At 61.1% G+C, this 25,096-nt stretch carries 27 protein-coding genes; 8 read left to right on the top strand and 19 right to left on the bottom strand.

Features of this window, described 5'->3' with window-relative positions:
- Positions 1-2: 2 nt before the first annotated feature.
- The 6 genes from C0Z18_RS30865 (at position 3) to icmT (ending at position 6,262) form a co-directional block, all read left to right on the top strand.
- Positions 3-890, top strand: a complete 888-nt coding sequence (locus C0Z18_RS30865) for an ATPase, T2SS/T4P/T4SS family (RefSeq protein ID WP_102649253.1) — start codon at positions 3-5, stop codon at positions 888-890.
- Between the two features lie 46 nt (positions 891-936).
- Entirely contained in the window at positions 937-2,643 is a 1,707-nt protein-coding gene (locus tag C0Z18_RS30860) for a hypothetical protein (protein ID WP_146014139.1), read from the top strand.
- 9 nt (positions 2,644-2,652) lie between these two features.
- On the top strand, positions 2,653-4,356 hold the full coding sequence (locus tag C0Z18_RS30855; RefSeq protein WP_102649251.1) for a putative bifunctional diguanylate cyclase/phosphodiesterase: 1,704 nt from the start codon (positions 2,653-2,655) through the stop codon (positions 4,354-4,356).
- Positions 4,356-4,811 (top strand): lytic transglycosylase domain-containing protein, encoded by a 456-nt coding sequence (locus C0Z18_RS30850; protein ID WP_158244336.1) that lies wholly within the window; start codon positions 4,356-4,358, stop codon positions 4,809-4,811. The genes C0Z18_RS30855 and C0Z18_RS30850 overlap by 1 nt, the downstream gene beginning before the upstream one ends.
- A 69-nt stretch (positions 4,812-4,880) precedes the next feature.
- Complete coding sequence (locus tag C0Z18_RS30845; protein WP_102649249.1) at positions 4,881-5,996, top strand: type IV pilus twitching motility protein PilT; 1,116 nt, start codon at positions 4,881-4,883, stop codon at positions 5,994-5,996.
- The gene (icmT, locus tag C0Z18_RS30840; RefSeq protein ID WP_102649248.1) at positions 5,993-6,262 is read left to right on the top strand and encodes an IcmT/TraK family protein; all 270 of its coding nucleotides are present in this window, start codon (positions 5,993-5,995) and stop codon (positions 6,260-6,262) included. Before C0Z18_RS30845 ends, icmT begins: the two co-directional genes overlap by 4 nt.
- Before the next feature lie 64 nt (positions 6,263-6,326).
- Here the strand turns inward: icmT and C0Z18_RS30835 are convergent, their stop codons facing one another.
- The 19 genes from C0Z18_RS30835 to C0Z18_RS30745 all read right to left on the bottom strand — a co-directional run bounded on the left by C0Z18_RS30835 (position 6,327) and on the right by C0Z18_RS30745 (position 22,289).
- Positions 6,327-7,583, bottom strand: a complete 1,257-nt coding sequence (locus C0Z18_RS30835; RefSeq protein WP_102649247.1) for a LysM peptidoglycan-binding domain-containing protein — start codon at positions 7,581-7,583, stop codon at positions 6,327-6,329.
- 1 nt (position 7,584) lies between these two features.
- A complete protein-coding gene (locus C0Z18_RS30830) occupies positions 7,585-8,124 on the bottom strand; it encodes a hypothetical protein (protein ID WP_102649246.1) in 540 nt (179 codons plus the stop codon).
- Positions 8,125-8,149: 25 nt separating this feature from the next.
- Complete coding sequence (locus C0Z18_RS30825) at positions 8,150-9,241, bottom strand: alpha/beta hydrolase family protein (RefSeq protein ID WP_102649245.1); 1,092 nt, start codon at positions 9,239-9,241, stop codon at positions 8,150-8,152.
- Between the two features lie 38 nt (positions 9,242-9,279).
- Entirely contained in the window at positions 9,280-10,350 is a 1,071-nt protein-coding gene (locus tag C0Z18_RS30820; protein ID WP_102649244.1) for a WD40 repeat domain-containing protein, read from the bottom strand.
- A 196-nt stretch (positions 10,351-10,546) separates the two neighbouring features.
- On the bottom strand, positions 10,547-11,761 hold the full coding sequence (gene traW, locus C0Z18_RS30815; protein WP_146014138.1) for a conjugal transfer protein TraW: 1,215 nt from the start codon (positions 11,759-11,761) through the stop codon (positions 10,547-10,549).
- Complete coding sequence (locus C0Z18_RS30810; protein ID WP_146014137.1) at positions 11,758-12,252, bottom strand: hypothetical protein; 495 nt, start codon at positions 12,250-12,252, stop codon at positions 11,758-11,760. Before C0Z18_RS30810 ends, traW begins: the two co-directional genes overlap by 4 nt.
- Before the next feature lie 41 nt (positions 12,253-12,293).
- Entirely contained in the window at positions 12,294-12,518 is a 225-nt protein-coding gene (locus C0Z18_RS30805) for a hypothetical protein (protein WP_102649241.1), read from the bottom strand.
- 10 nt (positions 12,519-12,528) lie between these two features.
- Complete coding sequence (locus tag C0Z18_RS30800) at positions 12,529-12,855, bottom strand: hypothetical protein (RefSeq protein ID WP_102649240.1); 327 nt, start codon at positions 12,853-12,855, stop codon at positions 12,529-12,531.
- Entirely contained in the window at positions 12,852-13,118 is a 267-nt protein-coding gene (locus C0Z18_RS30795; RefSeq protein ID WP_102649239.1) for a hypothetical protein, read from the bottom strand. Before C0Z18_RS30795 ends, C0Z18_RS30800 begins: the two co-directional genes overlap by 4 nt.
- Positions 13,115-13,867 (bottom strand): bactofilin family protein, encoded by a 753-nt coding sequence (locus tag C0Z18_RS30790; RefSeq protein ID WP_158244335.1) that lies wholly within the window; start codon positions 13,865-13,867, stop codon positions 13,115-13,117. The genes C0Z18_RS30795 and C0Z18_RS30790 overlap by 4 nt, the downstream gene beginning before the upstream one ends.
- Before the next feature lie 7 nt (positions 13,868-13,874).
- Positions 13,875-14,594, bottom strand: a complete 720-nt coding sequence (locus C0Z18_RS30785) for a hypothetical protein (RefSeq protein WP_102649237.1) — start codon at positions 14,592-14,594, stop codon at positions 13,875-13,877.
- A 207-nt stretch (positions 14,595-14,801) separates the two neighbouring features.
- The gene (locus tag C0Z18_RS30780) at positions 14,802-15,410 is read right to left on the bottom strand and encodes a hypothetical protein (protein ID WP_146014136.1); all 609 of its coding nucleotides are present in this window, start codon (positions 15,408-15,410) and stop codon (positions 14,802-14,804) included.
- 12 nt (positions 15,411-15,422) lie between these two features.
- The gene (locus tag C0Z18_RS30775) at positions 15,423-15,941 is read right to left on the bottom strand and encodes a hypothetical protein (RefSeq protein WP_102649235.1); all 519 of its coding nucleotides are present in this window, start codon (positions 15,939-15,941) and stop codon (positions 15,423-15,425) included.
- Positions 15,942-16,206: 265 nt separating this feature from the next.
- Positions 16,207-16,749, bottom strand: a complete 543-nt coding sequence (locus C0Z18_RS30770; RefSeq protein WP_102649234.1) for a D-Ala-D-Ala carboxypeptidase family metallohydrolase — start codon at positions 16,747-16,749, stop codon at positions 16,207-16,209.
- Positions 16,746-19,220 (bottom strand): type IV secretory system conjugative DNA transfer family protein, encoded by a 2,475-nt coding sequence (locus C0Z18_RS30765; protein ID WP_102649233.1) that lies wholly within the window; start codon positions 19,218-19,220, stop codon positions 16,746-16,748. The genes C0Z18_RS30770 and C0Z18_RS30765 overlap by 4 nt, the downstream gene beginning before the upstream one ends.
- Positions 19,221-19,229: 9 nt before the next feature.
- Positions 19,230-20,357, bottom strand: a complete 1,128-nt coding sequence (locus tag C0Z18_RS30760; protein WP_102649232.1) for a thioredoxin fold domain-containing protein — start codon at positions 20,355-20,357, stop codon at positions 19,230-19,232.
- 9 nt (positions 20,358-20,366) lie between these two features.
- Complete coding sequence (locus tag C0Z18_RS30755; protein WP_102649231.1) at positions 20,367-21,452, bottom strand: secretion/conjugation apparatus DotM-related subunit; 1,086 nt, start codon at positions 21,450-21,452, stop codon at positions 20,367-20,369.
- On the bottom strand, positions 21,437-21,865 hold the full coding sequence (locus C0Z18_RS30750) for a lytic transglycosylase domain-containing protein (RefSeq protein WP_199189592.1): 429 nt from the start codon (positions 21,863-21,865) through the stop codon (positions 21,437-21,439). The genes C0Z18_RS30755 and C0Z18_RS30750 overlap by 16 nt, the downstream gene beginning before the upstream one ends.
- Position 21,866: 1 nt before the next feature.
- On the bottom strand, positions 21,867-22,289 hold the full coding sequence (locus C0Z18_RS30745; protein ID WP_146014135.1) for a hypothetical protein: 423 nt from the start codon (positions 22,287-22,289) through the stop codon (positions 21,867-21,869).
- Between the two features lie 111 nt (positions 22,290-22,400).
- Between C0Z18_RS30745 and C0Z18_RS30740 the strand changes: the two genes are divergently transcribed.
- Positions 22,401-22,688, top strand: a complete 288-nt coding sequence (locus C0Z18_RS30740) for a hypothetical protein (RefSeq protein WP_102649229.1) — start codon at positions 22,401-22,403, stop codon at positions 22,686-22,688.
- Positions 22,689-22,935: 247 nt separating this feature from the next.
- On the top strand, positions 22,936-25,017 hold the full coding sequence (locus C0Z18_RS30735) for a D-(-)-3-hydroxybutyrate oligomer hydrolase (protein WP_456300770.1): 2,082 nt from the start codon (positions 22,936-22,938) through the stop codon (positions 25,015-25,017).
- Positions 25,018-25,096: the final 79 nt, after the last annotated feature.

Here is a 25,096-nt window from a genome sequence, read left to right as displayed (position 1 = left end):
CGATGACTATGCCGCTCATTACCGACGTCCATCTTTCGATCGACGGACACGGCAGGCCGATCGTATTTCCCGGTCAACGGCCGGCCGGTCCGGAGCATCAACCGCTGATGGAGCAGCTCACCGCCGCGATCACCGCGAATCCCGATCGAAAGAAGGTGAAGTTGAACGACGCAAGCCGTTGGCGCATTCAACGCATGCGAGAAGGACGCTACGCCCTTCGGCGCATGCGCGATGCTTGCCCCGACATCGACGCGTTGGGGCTGCCTCAGTGGATCAAGGCATTGCTGCTCGGCTCGAAGATGCGCGAAGCGGGCGGATTGGTCGTCATCTGCGGGCTCACCGGCGCGGGGAAAACGACGACTTTTTCGGCCACGATCGCCGCCCGGCTTCGCCTGCACGGCGGCTACTGCTTGACCATCGAAGATCCCCCGGAAGACTTACTCGAGGGCGAGCATGGTCTGGGCTACTGCGAGCAGATCGACGCGGATGAAGTCGGCGGCTATGAGAATGCGATTCACGCGGCCCTGCGGTGCTTTCCCGCGAAAGATTCATCGATGCTGGGATACGGGGAAGTGCGCGATAGCGCCACCGCCGCACAGTTGCTGCGCGTCGCGGTGGACGGGCATCTGGTGCTCGTGACGATGCACTCCAAGACGATCCCGGCCGGTCTGCAACGGCTGTCCGCCTTGGCGCGAGCCGCGGGCGAGGAAAACGCCAACGATCTGATCGCCACGAGCTTGCAACTCGCTGTGCACCAGCGTTTCGATCTCGAAGGCCGGCTGGTTGCATCGGCGTTGGCGCGAGAGAACAAGGTGATCGCGCACATCAAGCAGGGGGAATTTTCCGCACTGACGCAGGAAGTCGAAACCATGCAATTGAAGAACCTGTAGAGAATCCGACGGGACCATGAAACTAAAAAAACGAGCCGTGCAACCATTGAACAAGCGAAGCCAAGGCGGGTTCTTGCTTTGGCAAATGGCCATCTTCGTGACGCTGCTGACCGCCGTGATGGCCTATGCTGGGCAGCATTATTGGCGCACGACGATGAATCAAAACCGCGACGATCGGGCACGGCTCGTCGGGACCACGCTCGGGGCGATCAACGACGCGACGAAGACGTACACGACGACCTTCTTCTCCGAAATTCAGCAAGGTCAGAGCGTCACGCGCAACGGCTACACGCTGCCCGCGGCGCGCCTGTTGACGCCGACGACCGCCGACTTGAACGGCCTTGGCTTTCTATCATCGAAGGCGGTGAACCCGATCGTCTACAACGGACAGGCAATCGGCTTCGCGATTCAAATCACGGTCGATACGTCGAGCGGTTGTACGGTGCCCACGTGTAACCTTCCGTTTCAAGTCACTGCCACGAGCCCGCTGATCGATCCCGGTACGAACCAAGTAGATGTTCGTCGCGCAACGATTGCAGCGAATACGGCGAGCCCCGGCAATGCGGGCGTATCGATGCCGGCCTCTTTGGGCGGCAACCCCAGCGTTTTCGTCACGCAAAACGGCACGCAAATCGGAACGAACCCGGGCGGCGTGGCTGGCCTCATCTCGATCCGCAACGGCTACGATGCCTCGGGGTTTTTCGTGTTCGATCGCCGCGACGGTAGCCTGCCGAGAACGGGCGATATCAACATGCAGGACACGGCCGGTGTAAAGCACAACATCAACAATGCCGGCACACTCAATGCCGACAATACGGTCACGGGCACGCTTGACGTAACAGGACTTGCGGTCGAGGGATCACCCTGCTCGCACCTTGGGTTGATTGCAGCAAACGTTGACGGGAAGCTGCTTTCTTGTAACGGCACGGTCTGGGGAAAAGCGACGGACATGCCGAGCGCGCACCGGGAGGTCTTTACGTCGGCACGTTGCCCGTCGCCTTGCCAATGGACCGTTCCGAATGGCGTGAAGAGCGCGTTGGTCACAATGGCTGGGGGCGGAGGATCAGGCCTCGGCTGGCGCTTCGCCAACCAGTACGGGACGGGAAGCAGCGGCGGATTCGTATTTTCCGCGCCGGTCAATCTAGTCGCCGGCGAGACCCTAACCATTGTGGTCGGAAAAGGCGGGACCGCATATCAACCACGGGTAACGGCAACACCCGTACCCAATACGCCGTACTTTGTCTATGAGGCACCTCTCGGCGATGACGGACTAAGCGGCTATCCGGGCAGTCCGAGTCAGCTAATTTCGTCCAATTCACAAGAGGGCACCAATGGCGTTTTGCTTGAGTGCGACGGCGGAAGCGGCGCGACCGCCGGCGGATTCGACGATCCCTCGGGGGGCGGGGGTGTACCGGTCCCCGGCCCACAATCGAGCGTATGGGAGTTTTCCGGCTATCCCACTCACCCCACCCCCGATCGAATGGCAGCGGGCCCCTATGCGCGCAGCAATGGCCCCGGCGCTTGCGGATACAGCGACTACGGACTAGGCAACTTCGGCAACAGAGCGTACGCCCCAAACCCCGGCACCCCCCTTGCGAGCGGCGCGTATCAAGGCGCGCTGACCCCATTCGGGTATGGTTCGGGAGGCTCGGTCAGCATCTTCGGTTGCTATGTTTCGACTACTCAAATGGGAACCTGCGTATTCCCCGATTACGGCAGGGACGGCGTCGTCATGATCGACGTACTGTATTAGGAGCAGAGCATGTACCGCGAAATTCTTTCGAAACTGCCTTCGCCCGTGTTGTTCGTCCGATCGGGCCAACCGGCGATCACTTACGCAAACGATGCTGCGGCGCGACTCTTTTCGCATGTTCATCTTGCCGAGTACAGCATGCACGACCTGCTATCGACGGATGGCGAGCGCCAAAAATTCGATTCGTTCCTCGCAGCCGGCGACGAGGCTGCCGAATTCTCGTTCGGAAATGCATCCCCCTTCGAAGATGCGCAAAGCGGGCAATCGCAAGACTCGGAACGCGCCGACGCGAATATGAAGGCCGTCGTAGTCCGCTCGCCGGTTTCCGAGGGCATCGCCTATTTAATTCGGCCGCTTGACGATGAAGCAAACGGCCTCGGCCGATTCTGGCAGGCAGTCCAATTCGATCCCTTGACCGGTTTGCCGAACCGCGAATTGCTGCGCGATCGCATGGACCAGGCCATCCGTCTGGCGAGCCGACTGGACGAGGCATTTCTCGGCGTTCTTTTCGTCGACCTCGATCGATTCAAGAAGATCAACGATACCTACGGCCACGCAGCTGGAGATGCGGTTCTCGTCGAAGCCGCGAAGCGTTTGCGCGGGTGCCTGCGAGACAGCGATACGGTGGCAAGGCTCGGAGGCGACGAATTCGTCGTGCTGCTGCCCAATCTGCGCAGCACCGAAGACACCTCGATCGTCGCCGAGCGCATTCTCGACGCCTGCGCGAAGCCGATCGAAGTCGGAGAGAATGTGTTTCAGATCAGCGCGAGCGTCGGCGTAGCGGTTTGGCCGAACGACGGGCGAAATGTCGACGAGTTGTTGCATAACGCCGATATGGCGATGTACACGGGAAAAGGAGAAGGCCGCAATACGTTGCGCTTTTACGATGCCAAGATGAACGAGAAAGCGAGGGCGCGCGCAACAGTCGAAGCGGAACTGCGAGACGCCCTACGCGACGGGCATTTCGTTCTGCACTATCAGCCGCAATTTTGCGCTCGCTCGGGCCGCATCGTCGGGGCCGAGGCGCTCATTCGATGGTTTCATCCCACACGCGGAATCATTCCGCCATCCTCCTTCATTCGCGTTGCGGAGGAAACGAACCTCATCGCGCCCATCGGCGATTGGGTCCTATGCGAAGCGGTACGCCAGGGCCGTCGATGGAAGGACATGGGCCTCGATCTTCGTATCGCGGTGAACTTATCCGGCCGGCAATTCGGCGACTCCTTGGCCGATCGCGTGAAGGAAGTTTTGAATGAAAGCAGCTTTCCGCCAGAGCTGCTCGAACTCGAGCTGACCGAGAGCTTTCTCGTGACGGACACGGAGAAAGCGGTGCGAATCTTGTCTTCGCTGCGTGAAATCGGCGTGCGCGTTGCGCTCGACGATTTCGGCACGGGCTGGTCGTCGTTGAATTACCTGAAGAACTTCCCGGTGGACACGCTCAAAATCGACCGCTCGTTCATCGGGTCGACGGCGAGCGAGTTCGACGGGCGCATCGTCCGCGCGATCATCGCGATTGCGCGCGAATTCAACTTGACCACGCTGGCGGAAGGCGTCGAAACCGAAGAACAACTCGCGAAGCTCCATGAGTTGGGATGCGACTCTTGGCAAGGCTACTTACTTTCCGGGGCGATTCCCGCGCAGGAGCTAACGGAGTTTTGCCAACTCACGGAGATGGCCGAAAATCGCTTTTCGGTGCAGCAACGGAGCACCTGATGGATTTGATCACGCTGGTCATGGCCTGCGCTCCGTTCGTTTCGGCAAACACGATGCTGGCGGTCATCCACCAGGAGTCGCAGGGCAATCCGTGGGCGATCAACGTGAACGGCAGCCAGCGTTATCGGAAAGCCAACTCGTATGAGGAGGCCGTCGTCGAGTCCAAGCGATTGATCGCGAGCGGCGCGAACATCGACATGGGCCTGATGCAGATCAATTCAAAGACGATGTCGAGCTTGGGCCTGACGGTCGAACGCGTTTTCGATCCTTGTACGAACGTCTATGCGGGCGGCACCGTGTTGACGCGCAATTATGTGCAAGCGGCCAGGACCCAGCCCAGCGTTCAAGCCGCTTTGCTAGCGGCGCTATCCGCCTATAACACCGGCAGTTTCAGTCGAGGCTTCAAGAACGGTTACGTCAGCGGCGTCGTGAAAGCCGCGGCAACCCGTTACTAAAACGCAGAATCATGATTCGTTTGCGCCATTCGTCAATTCACGCATTTTCAACCTACAGGACGCCTGCCGATGATGAGCACGCCGGAACCGTTCAAGCTTGAGGCCAACTTCGGCGTTAGCGATTTACAAGCATTTCTTGCCTATTGCGGCGAGATCGGCTCGTCGGACATCGTGTTCCAGACCGGCGATGTCGTATGGGGAGAAATCAAGGGCCGGCAAGTCGCCCTCACCGAGCGAACCATCAAGGATGGCGAAATCAAGACGCTGCTCGCCGTCTCATTCGGCAGCGAACTGATCGGGGTCATTAAAGGCGGAAGCGATGCGGACCGCCCGTACCGGTTCGTCATCGAGCGCGATACGAGCCGCTACCGGGTCAACATCGCGGGCGCTCAGATCGGCGACGCCGAGGATGGGCTTTCGATTACGATGCGCACGATTCCCGAGACGCCGCCAACGCTCGACGCGCTCAACCTGCCCTCCGGGATCCGGGAGAATCTGTTTCAGCCGCGCGGACTCGTGCTCATTTGCGGGCCGACCGGTTCGGGCAAGACCACGTTGATGTCGTCCTTCTACGCGGACGTGTCGGAAACGAACGGCGACGTGAAGATCCTACTCTACGAAGACCCGATCGAATTCTTGTTCACCAAGGTAAAGAACAAAGGCCCGAAGATCCGCCAGATGCAAATCGGCCGCCACATCCCGAACTTCGCGCGTGGCCTGCGCAATGCGATGCGATGCAAGCCGACGCTGATCGGCATCGGCGAGGCGCGCGATGCCGAAACGATCGGTGCCATGGTCGAAGCGGCCTTGACGGGCCACGGCGCCTACGGAACCATGCATACGGAGAGCGTTCCGGAGACGATCAGCCGCGCGATCCAGGTGTTCCCTGGCGACCAGCATTCGGCGATTGCGTCGAAAATCCTCGGCTCTTTGCGGTTGATCGTCGTGCAGATTCTCGTGCCGACGCTTGACGGCAATCGCGTGGCCGTACGCGAGTATCTCTACTTCGACAGCGGCATCAAGCACGAAATGAGCGAGATGCCCTACACGCAATGGGGTGCCTTTTTGCGTAAAATCGTCGCCGATAAAAAGCAAGACATGAATACAGGTCTGCGCGATCTGCTGGATCGAAAGCTGATCGACGAAAAGGCGTACCGCCGCTATGCCGGGGAGTCCAACGCATGAACGTGCGCCGCTCGATTTGGCGCGACGCGTCCCTGACGCCGCGCATCATGGGCATCGACGCCCGCGGTTACTTTCCGATCTTGATCGCCTTGTACTATCCGCGCGTCTGGACCTTCGGTACCGCGTTACTCGCGATCGCCGGCTTCTTTTTCATGGAGAAAAAGGGCTACACGCTTCCTGTGCTGCTTCGCGCGATTCGCCATAGGCTGCGTGGTACGGTGGTTCACGCACGTGCTTGGTGGCACCACCGGAGGTTTCACGATTGACGAGCAAGGGGCGAGCGCCACAGTGAAACTCGCCGCGCTCGTCCCTCTTTTGATCCGTTCCGAGTCAAGGAGCCGCTTTTAGGCGAACCGGAACGTCTTGTCGAGATCCATGCTTTTCTAGCCATTGCTCGGCATGTGCTTTGCCGGCTTGCAAATCGCCTGATACTAGGGATCGCGCGATGTTGCCTTGACCATCCAACCCATAAATGTTGGGTTCGGCCGCCTTCGGATCGCGGGAACGCGCGCCGGCCTCCATTGCATCGGCCGTCTCCGCCGAGCGCCCTGCTAGTGCCGAATGAGTAGTTTGGGTCACGTAACCCTTCGCGACAGCTTCAGTGTAGATATCGCCCAGTCTCCGGTCATAGGCCGATAGGGCCTGCGACGTGGCCGCTCCGTCGTTCGCGATCATGATTGCCTTGCCGGAGCTCGGCGAAAGCACCGCGATTTGACCTGAGTTCTCGGCGACGACGGAAACCGTTGTCCCCGCCGATTGTCGCAGCGCATGCGTCAATGTCGTCGTCTGTCTCGAATCGTCGGGGATGGGACACCCGGCGGATACTACGTCGTTGCCTGCAACGTAATCTTTGGCCGTAGCCGGCAGGCGAATGATTTGCCCCACGCGGACCGCGGCAGGGTCGATGATTTGCGGATTCGTCGCCTCTAGGAGTAGGACCGATACGCCGTTGTGCCGCGCGATGCTGCTGAGCGACTGCCCGTGCTGAATCGTGTAGGCGCCGTCGCTTCCACTGTAATCCGGAGACGGCCGGCACTTGACTATCGCGGCGGCCATCGTGGCGGCATCGCCGGTCAATGGGAGATGAGCGAATTGAGGCGGTAGCTTCGGCTCGCCCGAGACGCTCGGAGGGGCAAAGGTTACCGGCTTCGCGTGCGCAGGCGGGGGGTGCTTCGGTGCGTGGCCATCCACATCGCCTTCGAGGGTTTCGCACAGTGCCGTAACAGCCTTCTGTGTTGCCCAGGAAGCGAGCGTTCCAGCTACGTACTGCCCTAACGGGCCACCAGGAAGAGCCGCTGCGCCGGCCAAAATTCCCGCTCCCGTCCCCGCAAATGTGCCGATGACGTTGCAAGTCGAGCCCGACGTGGCGACGCCGATAGTCAGTGTAACGGCATTGCCCACCCACCCTATCGGTCCCGGAAGAGCGCCTTCTTCACGCGCAGCAACGGCAAGCGCGGTATAACCAGACGAAATGCCGGCACTTACCCCATCGGACACGGCGTTCGCGACGCCGTCTTTTCCACCGTAAAAAAGCGAGTCAAGATTTCCACGAAATCGTCCGCCTTTCGCATTCTCTTTGGTAGCCATTCTATCCCCGTCGAGCCGTATATTTAGTCACCACCTTTACCCACAGTACACGCGACAATTGACCCTGATAGTACATAGACAGTGCCACCAGCCACCACGTTACACACAAGATCAAAAATGAGCTGCTCGTCTGACTGTAGATTCCCATTGCATCCAACATTGGAATCTCATACAGCATGATCGACATCGATGAAAATATCGCGAACATCAAAACCAATCTTTTCATCGAGATATTGTCGACCAGAGCCGTGCGGCGCTTAGCATCCAGAAAAGGTACCCCCAATACGCCAAACAGCCAGTGTATTGGCGACATCATCCAAAACCCGGTATAGAACGCACCCCAGTAATTCGTGTAAATAGCGATCGCATGATCATGCAGTCGCCTGAGTGCAGGTATGGCATGCTGACCAGCATTGATGATTTGCAACCACCGACTCGAGTCAGCCCACGCCACATTGAAAACATAGTGCATGAAGAACACATAGATGCCGGTCATGGCCGTCACGGTCGCCAAATAATGCGATTCCTTTTTATAGAGCATACCCAATTCTCGATCCAGTAATTTCCTAGTTGATTTTGTATTGCATCCGCGGCTTGGGCTGATATCCGTTCGCATCTAGCCACCGTTCGGCATACGCCTGGGCGTTAATGCCTTTCAAGACGGCCGGATCGATATTGCCCTTCGTGTCGAGCCCCCAGATATCATGGTGCTCGTCATTGGCGGACGCCGCATGTGCTTCGTTGGCGACGCGGGTATCCGGTTGCACTTGTGCATTGGTGCGCTGCGCATCCGTGGCCCCGGTTCTAAACGCGGCCAAAATGTCGCTGGCCGACGCCCCGAGTTCAGTGACCTTCATGTCTCCCAGTGCAGTGCCAATCACGTGGTCCAAGATCAACGTGCTCTTATGCGCCTCCAATGCTTGTTGCGCCCCGGCGGCGAGCATCGGCAGACCAACAAACGGCAGCTCCACCGAGAGCGCTGCACCCGCGATCATCATGCCTTCGGTCTGCATAATACGAGGACCGATCGGCAGCGAGATCTCGAGCGTACCGTCCAACTGATCTCCGCCCGCCTTATGCACGACATCGCCTTGCGAGGAGACGTTATAGCTCGTATATCGGCTTTGATCGCCTTGGTGCGCGCGCTCGCCGACGCCTGGGGCATCGATGGAAAAGTTAGTGATATGTACGTCAGGAGGAACGAGAGCATCGGGACCTTTCTCTAAGCTGAGCATCTGCGCCTGGCCCTCCGCCTCAGCGCCGCCGAGAGAATGTCCGGTGGTATATACCGCGCTCATTTTGACGCCATCGCCGGCCAAGAGGGCCCGCGCAGCGCGCAGCGCTCGCTTTGCAAATTCGTCGGCCGTAGGCTGCGCATTCGCTACCATGCCCAGCGCAACGCCCGCATCCGTTTCGAAGTTTGCTAGCGTTTGCGTGCCGCGATTGGCGATGATGACTTCGCCTGTTTTTTCATTAACATAGACCTGTCCGGAGTACCCGAAGTGGCTCATTCGTTCCCGGAGCTGTTCGTCCGTAAAGCGCTCAAGCGGTATCTTCGTCCACTGCTCACCGAGTTGAGGGGCACCTGGATCCCCGTACGCCGCAACGTCGGCGGTAAGTACGTCGTTGACCGTCACCGAAAGATTCGACTGACTCATACGTGCCGTTCCCCGTACACATGAATAATTATTGATCGTTATCTAAGACGATATAAATACACGGTGCTCTCATCGCCGATCGCCAGCCACTCGCCATCCCGACTCGCAGCGATACCCCCCAGATCCTCCATGCCCCCGGTGAATCTCGATACCGCTTGGCCCGTTGCAGTGTCCACGACCGTGTTTGGAACAGGTTTGCGCGCCGGGTCGACAAACGTCATCCCCTTCGCAAACAACCATCTCCCGTCCGAACTAACGGCAAATCCCCCGCTAATCTCCGTCCAAAACGGCCGCATCACGAGTGTCGAGCTGTCGATCACGGCACCAGAGTCCAGGAAAACCTGGTTCTTCGCGAAGCTCGGCTCCATGTCGGAATCCACCGAGAAAGCATTTTTGAACGGCAGTTTCGGATCGCCCGTCGCTTCTTCGTCAAACCAAACGTCACGCGTCGGGGTCTTCCCCGCCGGATCAATGAGTCGAATCGCGGTGTCATATGGCTTGACGTAATGTCCGTTCACCACCGTTCGAATAGAATCGGCTGTGCCGCTAACCAGTGCCAAGATCTTGTCATCGGCCGTCCATACCGCCGTGCCGGCCTGCAAGCCTTCGAGGTCAATTTTGTGCTCGGCCCACTCTGCCGTATCGTAAACGTGGATAGTAGAGGGGTCGCCGATTGCCCCAGATATCGTCAGCATCTTCGTGCCGTCATGGTTGAGACGCGCCTCCCGACCCATCGCCGGATTGTCAGGCAGCGCTTTCCCCGACATGGCGTCCCACTGCCACCGCGCACCGAATGTCACGACCTTACCGCCTTGCAGCCATAGCAACTTTTCCCACGGCATATCGGCGTAAACAGAGTTGCAGTGAATCCGCGCTTGTTCTTTATTGGCTTCGAGGTCCCAAATGACGATATCGGTCGGGCTATCGCTTGTGGTCACGACAAGCCCTAGGTAGCGTCCATCGGGGCTGAACGTCATCTTTTTGACGATAGGAGCAAACTTTCCAGCGAGAACCCCCAACCCCAGCAACGGCGCGTGCCCCAGCGAGATAGTCCGCTCGAGCTTCGGCGTGGGTGGATTGACCGCGTTGGCCGCTGTAGCATCCGTCATGCACAATACTCCTGTCATCGCGAGTAAGACTCCAATTCGACGCAATTTCACATGCCCCCCGGCGATCTTATTTAAAATGGTTTAGGTCGCCCGAGTCTATCGCATTAGACCAGCGCGCGAAATATATTCGCCGCTCGACCTATCGGCATCGCCTAGAATCAGGGTCGTTTTCGTTTCAGTCTTGCGCTCAGCGTCTTCACCGTGCATTCGTCGCATGGACGCGCTGAAGCTGCGCGTCCAGCAGCGGCCGTTCTCCGGTGCGCTCCATGACGGCTAGAATCTGCGCCAAGAGCACCTCGATATGCTGCGATCGCTGATAATTCTGATAAGACAAGTCGGCCATAAAAGCGGTCGTGTAGAGCTGCTCGCGTGCGAGCTTGGTCGGGTCCGCTACGGCCCCCATCTCGATCTGCCAGTACGGATTGCGCCAGCGGCGCCCAGCCTCGAATTCCTCCAGTTCGGCAAGGCTCATCGAACCCAATTTTTTGGCGCCCGGCGACGCGTTCGCATTGAAATATCGCTGTGCCGAATCCGACGAGGCATTGATTTCGCTAATCAGCTTTGCACCATCGGCAAACGGTGCGCGCGACGCAATTACACTGTTCAGGGTATTCGCGGCCGACGTCATGTTCGCCATATAGGCTTTCTGCATCGCGATATAGAGCTTACCGACCTCGGTTCCTTCTTCGGCGCGCGTGATGTACTGCGGCGGCTCGGGGTCGATCGACATTCGCTCGTATGCGCGTGCCGCCTCGAGCTGTTGCGGGTTGTACGTCAAGTCAGCGTCCTTGCCCGGCATCCCGGCGCCGCTGTATAGCGAATCCGCGCTGGCATCGCCGTCGGGCATCGAAGAGGCAGTCTTGCATTCCGGATACCCCAACACGGCCTCGTTCGCGTCGCAGTACAACAGCTCGTGAATAGAAGTCGATGCGCGGCGAGACGCTTCGACGGAAGGCGTCGGCCCATTCAGCGCCTTTCGCAACGTATCGTTCTGGACGGATGCGCCCCCTCCCGGCCGGTAGCTCGACGCGGTCGTATTGACGCTATGCATCGCCTGCATCGCATAGATGCTGCTCGATGTGGCGCATGGATCGAGCGGCAATTCCGTTTCTTTAAGCGTCGAATCGATTTCGCCTTGTTGCTGCGCTTGCGCGGTCATCTCTCGCTCGGTATTGGACGCCGTCGTACTGGTAGCCGACACTTTCCCGCCGATCGCCTCGATATCGCTATCGATAGAGTTCAGTTCGTACTCCAACGCCGACCCGAGCGATCCGATGGCACCGGTGATCGCAACGTTCGCCGCCGTCACTGCCGCAACGACACACCCATCGCATACCGCATACGCGTTCGCACTAGCGGACAGCCCAAGTGCAAGGCAGAGCCCAGCGGGCAACGCGACTTTCATTCTCATTTGAAGATCCTCGACATCGCGTTCGTCACCACGGAGCCCCAGCTACTATTGCTCGACGCCGCCGGCGCCTGCTGTGCGAGCATGCCGCTGCCGCCGGTCGCTTTACCGACGCTTGCCGTAATGTCGTCGATCTGCTGCTGCACCCGCGCCTGCGCCGCGGCCAAGCCCGACTGAGCGGTGTTCCGCACTTGATCGACGAGCCCTTGGCACGCCTTCTGTTCGATACTGCTGAGCACGCCCAAAACGATTTGCCCGTCAGGGAGATGCTCCGTCGGAATCATCTGGAATCCCTGCATGCAGGCGGTTTCGAGCTTATTGAGCAACGCCAGCGTCTGCGCATTAGCGTTGATGGCCGCCAGGCGTCTAGCCTGTTCCGCCTGTTGCGCGGCCTGCATCTGGCCTTCCATCGCACATTGAGCCATGGCCGGTTCCCCGGCTGTCGCGACAACCGCCGCCAGCGACAAAAGGCTCACGATCTTGCGAATGCCCATGAAGCAACCCTCCATAAATTGAGTTTCGCGCGAACGAAGCACTAGCCCTTGGGTCTAGGTTCGAAGCGTTGCGATGCGCGATCGGCCTCCGCCTCGTTCAACACGGGCGCCAATTTGTCCGTGGCGGAAACAAGCCACTGCTTCGCCTGCGCAATGTTTTCGCGGCTCGGCAGCACCCCGATGCTCAAGTAGCCCAACAAGCGAGCCGCGTGCTCGCCGGAATCGTGAAGATTCCGAACCGCGTCGATGTTGTCGTCCAATGCCATGTTTAAGCCTCTATCTATGTTCCGTGCCGATTTGCGCTTCTTGCGCCGAGCCCTGCACCGTCTGCCCCGATGCGTTCCGTCCCGCTCGCGTTGCCGCGTCCTCGATCGCAACGACTCGGCCCCGCCACCGTCTGACCTGTTTTCTACTGGGGCTACCTTGCGCCGACAGACTCGCCGCCACGAACGATCGCGCCGCACCGTTCGACGCGGCCAGCGCGCTCAATGCCTCGATCTCGTGTGAGGAGGCGGGCCATGCATCGACTACGCGCGCGGCGACAGTCAGCGCAATTAGCGCTATGAAAAACAGCTCGAGGCATCCGAGGCGCAAACGTTTCATTTGTTGGAGGCTCGACCTGTCAATCCGATTACCCGCCAACACGCCGTGAACACCGCCATACCCACCACCCAGACGACCGCCAAGAGCGCGCGCATGGCGCGTACGACCGTCTCGTCGTTAGCCATGCCGTTATAAAACGCCTCGACGTGCTCGCATATGAAGAGCACGTGCTGAAAGTGCCATTGCGATATGACCGCGCACAGCACGCTCCAAAACGCGAGCGCGCGCCAATAGCCGGGCCTAGAGCGGAAACGTATCTTCAAGCTGCGCGCTCGCCTCGGTCGGGGGCCGATGCCACGGCGCGCAGCCCCGGCATCTCAGGGCGCGCCGGCTCTCCATACGGGTCGTTATCGCCGCCGATGACGTTCGGTACGATTCGCGTCAACAGACCGTTGACTGTCGCGCCTTCTTTGATCGCTATCGTCGAATATTCGATGTTGCCGTGTACGACGCCTGTGTCGAGCAATACGACACGATCGGCGTAGACGTCGCCTTCGACTGTTCCGCCGATCACCGCGGTATGGGCCCTCAACATGCCGTGTATGCCGCCGGTCGCCGTGAGTACCACCTGGTGATCGCCCGTTTGTGTGACGTTGCCTCGTACGACGCATTGCAAGACGATGCTTTCCTCGATCTCGAGGTCGCCGGTCAACTGGGCCGCGGCGGGCATGACGGTGCCGATATCGGTGGCCCGCCCGCGCGCCGGAAGCCCATCGGATAACGCATCTTGAGGCTTCGCTGCCCCGTTGGCTGTCGTTTGCGCCGGCCTTGCCGCGGCACGGTGCTCCGTTCGAGGCGCCGTCCCCGCTGATTGAGCACGTTGCGCCGATTGAACGGGATACGACGCGTGCGGCGCCGCGGACGCGGAGACCGGTCGCGCGCGATTTCCTGTAGACGGCGCGGCCGCATCCGCCGGTGCGGCGTTGACGGACTGCAACCGCGCAGCGGGGACCGTACGCTTCGCCAAACCGATACCGAGCGCGATGCGCACGAGAAAGCCGGGTTCGTTCATCGGGACCTCAGTTCGTGACATTGAGTATGCGTCGATCGGTGACGATCGAGCGGCTGACCGGATCGACGGCGACGATCGTCTCGCCCGGCGTCAGCGCCTGACCCACCGCGAGCTTGCGCGTGCCGATCTGGATGACGCCGTTGCCGAGCCCCGTCACGTTCAACGACTGCGCCGATATGTTTTCGACCGGCAACGACGCAACATCGACCTGCGCGGTGCTTTTCGCCGCATCGAGCGCGGAATGGACGGCGCGGGCGCTCGCCGCAACGTCGGATACGGCCTCATGCGGCACTCGCGCGACCGCGGCAGCTTTTTCCAACGTCGCGATCTTCGACTCGACGGCCTGCAACTGAGACGTAAGGGCTGCGATTTGCTGGCGGCTCGTATCGGCAATCGATCGCCAAGCCCCCGCGCGTACGCCGTAAAGCGAGCGCTCTTGTTGTAGCGCCTCGGTTAACTGCGCCACCTTCGACGCCGTCGATTCATTCGTGCCGCTCGTGGCGCTCGAGTTGGGGGCGACCGGCGTCGCGTGCGCGGCGCTTGCCCGCGTGGCGGGTGCGACGGATGCCTTCGCGGCGTCGTAGCGCTGGTACGCAAGCCAACCGCAGAACGCCGCAGCGGCAATCGCCGCCACGACGAGCAACCGCCCCGCGGCGGTCAATTCGACCCCGCTCGTACCGCTCGGTCCGCCATCTACCGCTCCCGCGGATTGCAGTGTGTTTTCCATACGTGCCTCGACCTGTCTTGTAGCGACGGGAATGTGCCTAGCATGTGACGCATTTATTACGTATCGCGCACATCATACGCAATCAAGAAAACGAAAACAAGTAGATGTTTGGATCGCAACGCCGAGCGCTGGATAAACGGCCGCAAATGCGCGAACAGCCCCGTGCATCGTTGCGATGCCGGGGCGTCTGTTTGACGGGCGAAGCCGCTAGACGACGATTTCGATGTCGGGATGAAAACGCGCGGTAGCGCGTTCGATGAGCGGATATCCGACGCGAAACGATGTCGCCGTCAATGGCTTATCGTGATATCCGGTGATGACAGGATGCGTGACGAGGTGGATATGCTGGAACGGTTCGAGTTCGAGCAAGCGCGGCAGGAGATCGGGCCTGCGTGCCACGAAATCGGCCGGACGCGTCCATTCATAGCGCGTCTTGGCCCGCTGCCCTTCGTCCTCGAGAACCCATTGCTGCCAATACTCGGCAATCCATGCGATGAGTTCCTTGGAGGCCCGAAACAGGTTGAGCACGTCGTGATCCTTGACGAGTTCGGGCGGCAGCACCTTCGGATAAAGCGGCAGCTCGAAACCGACGAGAAGATCCACGACGATCATCTCCAGCCGTTTCGCATCGGCGTATTGCCGCGCGTACATCATGCTTTCCATCCGTTGATGCCCGGAAAGCCCTGTGATGAAGCCCGGTATGCGACGAGCGAGCGGGACGGTGATCTCGGAGACGTTTAGCACCGCCGGCAGATTTCCCGGCTTATGGAATACCACTACGCTAACGTCGATGCCTGGACGCTTAGCCTTTATCATGCGCTCCCCGCCCTAGTCGTTCTTGCGCCACGACCCCCGCGCAAGCGGGTCACGTATGCCTTGTCTCGCTGCCACCTCGCGTGCGATGGTTTCGAGAACCTGGCGCTTCTTTCTGCCCGATTCCGTCGGCAATCGGTCGGTCGCCTCGATCAGTCGCTCGACCGGCTTGCTGATCCCGCCTTGTCCGCCATCCCATCGATACGACGCGGCCTTTTCCCGGCCGTGCGTGGTCGCGAACAACGCCTTGTCCGTCGGATTGTCCGGGTCGTAACCGAGATCGATCATGTGCTGACGGATGTTGATGACGCGCCGGATCGGTATGGTCGAGGGGTTCTGCTCGTAAAAGTCGAGCAGAATGCAAACGGTATTGTCGGCCAGCACGGCCGATGGATTTTTTTGGAGCGCCGTCCATTTGGCCCGCTGCAGACCGAAAATCTCGCACGCGGAGCTAATCGAGAGGCCGTACTTGACCCGGAACTTTTCCAGATCGAGAGCCAAAATCGGCGTCTTCGGACTATTTTTTTGCGTCATCGTGCAGACACCGTCAGCGCCGTCGCTTCGCTGTTACCGGCCGTTCGCATTGCCGCGGTCCCTCGCGGGACGCGCACCACGCTCGCCGAGGTTGCAATGACGCACTCGAACCCTGATCCAGCACTACTACAAATCATGCGGCGCTCCCTGCTCGATTATGTATCCGCCACATTATACGCATCCGAGCCGACGAGTTGAACAAGGATGGCGTTACGCAATCTAACGCAATCCTATGAACAAAGCGGCGACCCCGCGTCCATGCGCTTCAACGCGACCTCCAGGCCAGCGCATGGCCCCGCACGTCGGTGTGGATGAACTCGCGCGCATAGAAGCCTACCCCGCCTTGCTGCGATAAATACGCCAAACGACCCATGTACTCGCTCGGGATGGAGGGCGTGCTGAAGTCGCCGGCCCGGAAGACCCACCGCGAGTCCGGTAAATGATAAGAATTCAAAACGCCCTCGGAGTAGGCGTTCGTCTCTTTCGTGCGCAAGCCCGAATGGATATCGAATCTCACGTGCCGCCCGTAGGCGGCGAGCCACGCCTGCATCCAAGACCATTGCTGCAACAAGCGCCAATCCGGTACGCCCACGATGCCCGCGCGCACATCGCGCAACATCCAAGCGATCGCATTGAATCCCTCGTCGGTCGAATAGTCGATCAATGCTTCATCCGTTCCCCGGCGCACCCCCAATAGCGTGGGCGGAGCACCGTTCGCCGCCCCGAGCGCGCGGGCCGGCGCCATCAGCGGCGCCAGTGCGGCGGCAGCCGCAAACGATTTACAGAACGCGCGTCGCCCGAGCGTCATCGCTGCCGTCCCGTTCCCGCGCCCGCCACTGCCTCGATGCGCGCGAGCAACTCCGCCAATTCCCGCTCCGCCAACGCAAGCGGCCGCTTGGTCCAACTGAGCTGGGCGGACACCTGCGCTTCGATCGTCCGCGCGGACTCGCCCGGGTCGAGCCGCCCAAGTGCCGCCTCTACGTGCGTGAGCCGATCGAGCGTCTCGTCCGTGAAGCCGATCGCCGGGCCCGCCGAGCCGGTCGCCGCCTTCTCGCACAGCGGTGGAGCCTGGTAAAGCGCGTTGCGCGGCGGCATGGGCTCGGCATCGCCGGCCGCGGCCGGCGCAGGTGCGCGCGCGGCTGGCTCCGACACCGGCTCGTCCGCCACCCGGTCGAGACTTCGCCAGTAGCGCCCCCGTTCGTCGGCATCGTTCGAGTTCATCGCCCGCACGGCCGCGACGTAGTAGGCGATGCCGCGCTCGACCGGCGATACCTCGGCCGCCTCGGACGCGATGGCGCGGTAGACGTCCGTGATGGCGGAAAGAACCGGATCGGCCGTTCTTCGGTAGGCGGGCACTCGCCCCGACAGCAGCGTCCGAGCGATGCGGGAGGCCCCGCTCGCATTGCGCGCCGCCGATCGTTCCGTCGTCCGCTTGCGCACCGGCAGGTCCGCGAGCCGCGCGCGATCGACTTGTAGGAATCGGTTGAGGCGAAACGGCAGCGTCGTCTTCTCCATCGAATGAAACCACGTAAAGCTACGCGCCCGCGTGACTTGGTCTTTGAAGATGAGCACGCCCTCCATCTCCTTCAACGCCTTCAGCTCCTGCAAGTCGATGCGGTCGCGTCGTTGAATCGACCCGGTCAGATTGCGACGGTAGTGCGCCGACGTGAAGTGACTCGTCGCGCCCTCGAAGGAGCCGACCTCCACGGAGATCGACTCGCCCGCAACCTTCTTGAATACGTCGAGCGTCTTGTCCGGGTCTTCGAGCGCCAGCGAGTACTTGATCTTCGTGTTGGCGATCATCGAATCGACTTCGTCTTTGTTATCTCCTTTCGCCATTGCGGCAATGTCCTGCCCCGCCGCGATCATCATGAAGCCGAGGCTGCGCGCTTGGGCGAACATCAACGCGATGCCTTCCGCGAAGTAGTAGCCGAGCTCGTCCATCGTGATGATGTAAGGCGCCGGAGAGCGGGTGGCTTTCGTATCGATCACGTCGGCGTACGTGCCTTCGAGCTTGTGTCCAAGGTTCATCGCCATCATGAGCCGGATGCTGGACACGATGAGCTTGCCGAGATTCGCCGCTTCCTGTGCCGATTTTTCCAACGTCGGAATCATCACGACGAGGACGCGGCGATTGAGCAACACGTCCATCATGTCCACTTCGGAGTACTTATCTTTGAAGATGGCGCCGTACGTATCCATCAACATCGACAGCGTGCGCGCGTATTGGCCCGTCAGATAGCCATGCTGGTCCCAGACCGTCTGGTCCCATCTGTCCGGCTTCTCGGCATATTCCGGTCGAAAACCGGGTAAGCCCGTCTCCAGGTAAGCCTTGATCGGCAAGAATGCGAATTCGGGAATCTCGCCCCGCTTGCCTTTCAGGTACAACTTCACGAGGTTCGGCAACGCGAGATACTCGCGGATGACGCCGATCGACAACGTCAAATTTCCCACGGCGCGCTCGTAGCAAAGCGTACGAATGAGCGCATCCATCATATTGACGGCCTTTTGCTGCCATTGCGCGCCGTCTCCCGTTGCCTTCGGCAACAGCGACGACGACAGTTGCGATAGGAAGTCGGGACTTCCTTCGTACCAGGGATTCGTGCCGTTCGACGTCTTTTCCGTCGAACGCCGCTTACCGTACGGGTCCGCGCCACCTGTCATGAAATTGAGAACGAGGTAATCGTCCTCCCGCCCCACGCGCCGGCACAGCCCCCATACCGATGCGTGCAGACTCGAGTCCGCTTTGCCGTCGGAGTAGAAAAATCCCGAACCCCACGCAAGCGCGTTGAAGCACAGCGACAGCAACGTCACTGTCTTACCCGAGCCCGTGGTGCCCATCAGGAGCATATGGGTGCGCGCATCGTCGTTGGTCGCCCACAGCTCCTTCAAGTGCTCGTCGCGATCGCTCGAGCGTTGGTTGCCGAGATACAAAATACCGTCGGCGGGACGACGTTCGATCAGCTCACCTTTGCCGTTGGGATTCGGTTTCTCGACGTCCAGTGTCGGGTCGATACCGCCGAGGTCCTTCGGGTAGCGCATCGGCAATGTCTGCCGCTGCAGAGCGAACCAAACGTGAGTCGACAACATGGCAATCGCCACCGGAAGCCATGCGACGGCGAACACGCATGCGCTCGCCGCCAACCCAAGCTGGAACTTTGCATAGTTGCGCGGTTCGAGCAACCATCCGGCAAAGCGTTCGGACAGCGTGCGCGGATCGAGCGTGATCCGCTGCTGATCGATTTCCTGCCACCGCGACGGGCCGTATCGCTGCGCCATGAACGTAGCCTACCGTGCGGCCGCTCGAATGCGGATCGCGCTGGCCGTCGCGCCGGCCGGGAACACCGTGCCGTCGCCGCCGACGACACGCGGAGTCGAATCGAACCCTAGCGAATTGAACATCGCCATGTTCGCTTTCAGACCGGCGTACCCGCGCTCGCAGTCCTCGCCCGATACCGGATCGGCCGTGCTCGCGCGGTTCATCGTCTCGATCCATTTTTGTTTGTCGTCGGCCGCGCACAGCACCTGCGAGGCGATCGTCGCCGAACCGTGCTGGTACGCGACCGGTATCACGTAGATCGAGAAATCGCGAGACAGGTCGTTGATGTGGGCCTCGAATCGCCGGCACGCCGGGCAGTTCGGATCCGAATAGACGTACAGCGTTTTGTTCCCGGGCTGACGATCGAGCCCGAAGTGGATCTGCGCCATGCCTGACGTGCCCGCCGCTATCGCCGAGGGCACCGACGACGCCGGCACATCGGCGGCCGCCGCCGCACTGGCCCCGCCGAGCAAGAGCGCGGGCGACGTCTGTGCGGCCGACGCCGGCGCGGCGCCGCTTTGCCCCGGGCGACTCGCCGTCCCCGCGGCGCCGGCTACCGAGGGCAGAGAAACGGCGGGAAGGCCGAACGCGCTCGGATCTTGCTGCGCCAAATGCGCGAGCTTATTCAAGTCATCGAGTGCCGCGTTATGTGAATTGAGGAATTGCACGCCCGACATGGAGACGAGGAAAAGCAGGAACGGCGCACCTACCCAGCACAGCAACGTTCTCCAAAGCTGCAATCCGCGTTGCCCGAGCGCCGCGCGCCGCAGCGCCGTTTCGATCGTCCCGAGGGCGCGTTGCGCATCGGCCTCGCTCGCGAACCGTTCGATTAGCGCGATCTTCTCTTCGCCGTCGACCTCGCTGATGAAAACCAATCCGTGATTCGCCTGACCTTGGGCGCCGGCTTCAAGCGCCTGCGTTTGGCCGCGAGAGATCGAGAATGCCCCGGTTGCCGCCGTCGTGCCGCGGGCGAAGCGCGTACGCGTCGCAGCGCGCAGATAGCCGCTCTTGGCAAAGGACGTGTACACCGTCCCGTCCGCCTCGATCAGCACGGTGTCGCGCGTGCGGTTCTCGCTGCGCTCGAATTTCAATCGCATATGTTTTCCTTATTGTCGTTCCGATTCCGGAGTTGCCAGCAACCCGGTGTCCTCGAGATACCGGCGCAGGCCGATCAGCGCCTCTTCGACATGAGGGCCGCTCAGCACACAGCCGTTCTCCCATGCGACCTGCTCGGCCTGCCACTGGTTGAATACGCCCGCCGATTCCATGAACGGCACCTTCCGGCCCGCCGTGTTCAACGGATACCAGAGCGCGCGATCGAGCGGTTTGAGCCAAATGAACATGGACGACGGCAACACCCCGAGTTGCCTTGCCTCCATCAACAACGCCATCAACAGCGTGCGCGGATATCGATGCTTATCCAGCCAGCGTTTCGCCTGATCGGCCCGCGCGCAGCGCTGAAACGCCTCGTCGGCGAGCGCCAGGTTCGGTTTCGATTGCGGATTGTCTGCGCTGTAGTTCAAGGCATCGACGAGTGACTTCGAGGCCTCGACGTCTTTGAAAAACACTCGCAAACCGAAGACGGCGAAAAGCGCGCGCTCAGCGCTGCTCAAGGCGTCGAACGAAGCGATCGGCGTTCCGAGTTGCGCCACGAGCAATACCCGGGCGCGTTCTGTGTCGAGCCTGCCGTCGACGAGAAGGCCATGCCGGGCCACCCACTCTTCCGGATGAACCGACGATGCCCACTCGCTCGAGCGATCGTTCGACAAGTCTCGCCGCAAAACGGGCGCCACCGCGGAGAAGCTTTTGCTTTGCGCCTCGAGCAGTGTTTGGACACTATGCACGCGCCGGGCGCGCACGATCGGATGGCGCATCGCCCGCCAGGCGGTCCAGCCGGCGAACGCAATCGGAAGGACGAGATACAGCGCTCCGAGCTGCCAACCGAGCGCGAACGCTTCACGAAACGAAACGACGTTCGCATAACGGAAATAAACGGCGACTCGCTCGCGAAGCGTGCTTGCGACGGGCAACCACCCCGCGAAAGGACGCGCCTCGTAATCGCAAAAAATCATCAGCGCACGAACGATTGCAGCGTGCTTCAAATACCAAAACGCGAACAGCACGCATCCGAATCCGGCTGCGGCAATCAAGACGACGGGCGCCGAGCTTCGCTGGCTTACCTGATCCGGCATCCGAACTCCTCGGCGGTTCTTGCGACGCGCGCCACGTACCGGTCGTGCTCTCCGGGCGTGCGGCTATGGTAGTTGCCCACCCCAGCCCAAAAATTGCCGGTCGCGTTGATCTCGTAGCGGATGATGTAAGCGGAACCGTTCACCGCCAGACACGCATCGGCGGTCAGCTGCAGGGGCGTGATGCCGAACTTACGCTGGAAGTAGTCGGCCCAGACGGTGTTGATCTGCGTAACACCGTAATCATTCGTGCCGTTGCGGTTTCCCCGCACGAGTCCAGGCCGCAACTCACCGCCGGATTCCACCTGGTGCACCGCTTGAAGGATGCAGGAGGGGACCTGATACTTGCGCTCGGCCTGTGCGACGCAATAATCGAACGTTTGGTGGGAGATGGGCGGAAACGGCAAGTACGGCACATTACCCCCTTGCTTCGCGTTGATTCACGGCGTGCAAAACGTCGGCAATCCGCTCCGCGCTAAAAAGCACGGCATATTGACTCGCCTTGCGCACGAGATCCAAGCGCTGTCTCGCTTCAGGCAGCGTGTCCACGTGGTGAGGCCATTTCATTTCGACAGCGACGACGACAGGAATCGCAGCGCTAAACGGCACCGCGCCGAAGAAGACGTTCAGGTCCGCGTCGCAGCTTTCGAGTTGATCCCGATTCATCGTTTGCACGAGCGCCGCCAGGCGCATGGCGGCTTGCTCGAGATCGGGCTGCGCCCATCCCGCCACAGGGGCAGCGGCATGCGCTTCATCGATTCGCCGCGCGACGATGCGACCCAACGGCGACGTCAGCAAATCGATCAAATCAGTCCTCGGCGTACCAAGTCCACGGGCCATTCGTGTTACGATCCGTTATTCGTTATTACGTATGCTACATCTTATACGGAATTTTTGTCAAACCTCGAGTTGGGCGTGAGCACCGCCTGTTCGTTTAGGAGATCACCAGACATGGCCAGCAACGGAGACGGGAAATCCAACAAGCGTTCGAATCGTTCGGGCAACCCGGCGAGAGCGGACGCGCTGCAGACAACGGCCGAACTCGTGAGCCACGGGGTCGAATTGGCCTCCGAGCCATCGCACGCGGCGTCGATGAGCGGCATCGAACTGCTCGTCGAGATTGCGAAGCTGGCCGACCAAGTCCTGGCTGCGAGCGCGCCACGGCCGCAGCACCATTGCGCCGAGCCGGTCGATCCGCGGCGGTGCGTCGACCCGCGCAAACGAATCTTGCCGCGCTAGCCGCGCCCAATCCGCGTGCGGTAGCCAATAAAACCCGAGATACGCCGCTTGCTGGCGGCTAGAAGTTTCCGCACAATGCTTGGTCGACCGGGAGCGCATACAAGAAAGAACGAAGCGCGCCCCTTACACCGGTCGATGTCATGGCAGTGTCACGCAGGGTCTTCCCATCGAAACGGCGCAACGCGCCAACCCAAGCAAGGAGACGCGGATGAAAGCCATTGGTCTCGCAGCTCGAAGTGCAACCTTCATGACGGGCGCCGCTATCGCGGGCGCCTTTCTCCTTTCCACCGCCCACGCAGCAGATAGCCGCGCCGCACCGCCGGGACTGAACCATCTGCCCTGGTTCATCGTTCCGGGTAGTCTGCGCACCACGACCTACGACGGCGTCAGCGACGATCTGCTCACGGCAGGCCTCGGTAAAACCGGCCTGCAGGGCGCGGCACCGGCCATCGCGAATCCAGCGAGCCCGACCGCGGCCGAGTTGCGCCGTCTCGCGATTTGGTCGAATTACCGGGCGCTCGTGGATATGTCGACCAATGGCGGCTACGGGCGCCTGTGGGGGCCGAACGTCGATCTCGACGGCAACGATACGCTCGGCGAAGGCAAGGTTCCCGGTACCGAGTACCTTGCCTATGCGGACAACCGCAACGGCCGGCAAAACGTCACGCTGATGGTGCAAGTGCCCGCGCGCTTCGATCCGAACAATCCTTGCATCGTCACGGCCACCTCTTCCGGTTCGCGCGGTGTGTACGGCGCTATCTCGGCGGCCGGCGAGTGGGGGCTGAAACGCGGCTGCGCCGTCGCCTACAACGACAAAGGCACGGGCAACGGCGCGCAGGAATTGATGACGGGCACCGTGACGCTGATGGACGGGCGGCTCGCGACTGCCGCCGCCGCGGGCCGCGACAGCCTGTTTACCGTTGACGCCGGTGCCGCGGACATCGCACGCTACGACGCGAAGTTTCCGTATCGATACGCGTTCAAGCACGCTCATTCGCAACAGAACCCCGAGCAGGATTGGGGCAGGGACACGCTCGACGCCGTCCAATTCGCTTACTGGGTGTTGAACCATCAGTTCGGCCACAACGCGGGCGGCCGGCATCACCGCGTGCGCTACGAACCGGGCACGATCACGACGATCGCCGCTTCGGTCAGCAACGGCGGCGGCGCCTCGCTCGAAGCGGCGGAGCAAGATACGCGCGGGTGGATTACGGCCGTGGTGGTCGGCGAACCACAAGTGAACGTCCGCATGCCGCGTAGCGCACAGGTGCTCGAAGGAGGACAACCGATCGAGCAAGCGGGCAAGCCGCTCGCCGATTACGTCACATTCGCCAATCTGCTGCAACCGTGTGCGGCGCTCGCGCAAGCGGCGACCGGCGCACCGTATTTGACGGCCCTGCCGCTCGCTCGAACGACGGCCATCCGGCAGGCGCGTTGCGCATCCCTGGCTGCCGCCGGCTACGTTGCCGGCGGCGATTGGCAAGCTCAAGCCGACGATGCCCTCGCAAAATTGCATGCGGCCGGGTACGAAGCCGATTCCGATCTCCTGCAAGCAGCGATGTGGGATTCGCAAGCCGTGCCGGCGGTCGCCGTCACCTACGCGAATGCCTACACGCGATCGAGCGTGCTCGACAATCTATGCGGCTTTAGCTTCGGCACGACCAACGCCGCCAGTGGAGCCGCCGGCGTGCCGCCGGCCGTGCCCCCGATGCCAACGGTATTCGGCTTGGGCAATGGCGTGCCGCCGACGAACGGGATCAACCTCGTCTATAACGACGGAGCGAACGGCGCGGCCGATCACCGGTTCGCCACGCCCGATGGGAGCTTCGCCGGCGCCGTCTGTATGCGGCGCCTGTGGGCGGAACACGATCCGCGCATGATGGCGAGCGTTAGGGCGATCCGGGTCGAGGCCGACCTGCACGGCAAGCCGGCCATTCTCGTGCAAGGCCGCAGCGATGCATTGGTGCCGATCAACCACGCGTCGCGCGCGTATCTCGCCGCGAACAGCGCAAGAGAGGGCTCACGCAGCCAGGTGTCCCTCTACGAAGTCATGAACGGCCAGCACTTCGACGCGTTTCTGCCCTTCCCTGGCTTCGATACGCGTTTTATCCCCGTTCATTACTACTATTTGCAAGCGCTCGACCTGATGTGGCATCACTTGAAGGACGGCGCCGCGCTACCGCCCTCGCAGGTCATCCGCGCCGTGCCGCGCGGCGGCACGCCCGGTGCGGCGCCCGCGCTCACGGCCGCGAATCTGCCTGCGATCGCGCCGGCTCCGGGCGGCAACGCGATCGCGGTCGGTGCCGGCGTCGTCAACGTACCGCACTGAAATAGGCGCTTCGCAACCCCTCCGCGATTCGGTGGCACGATCCGTCGAATCGCGGCACATCAGCCACGGAGATCGAATC

The organism is Trinickia dabaoshanensis (assembly GCF_002879885.1).
Lineage (GTDB): Bacteria > Pseudomonadota > Gammaproteobacteria > Burkholderiales > Burkholderiaceae > Trinickia > Trinickia dabaoshanensis.
The sequence above is the reverse complement of the archived record's forward strand: the minus strand, read 5'-3'. Positions and strand labels throughout refer to the sequence as shown.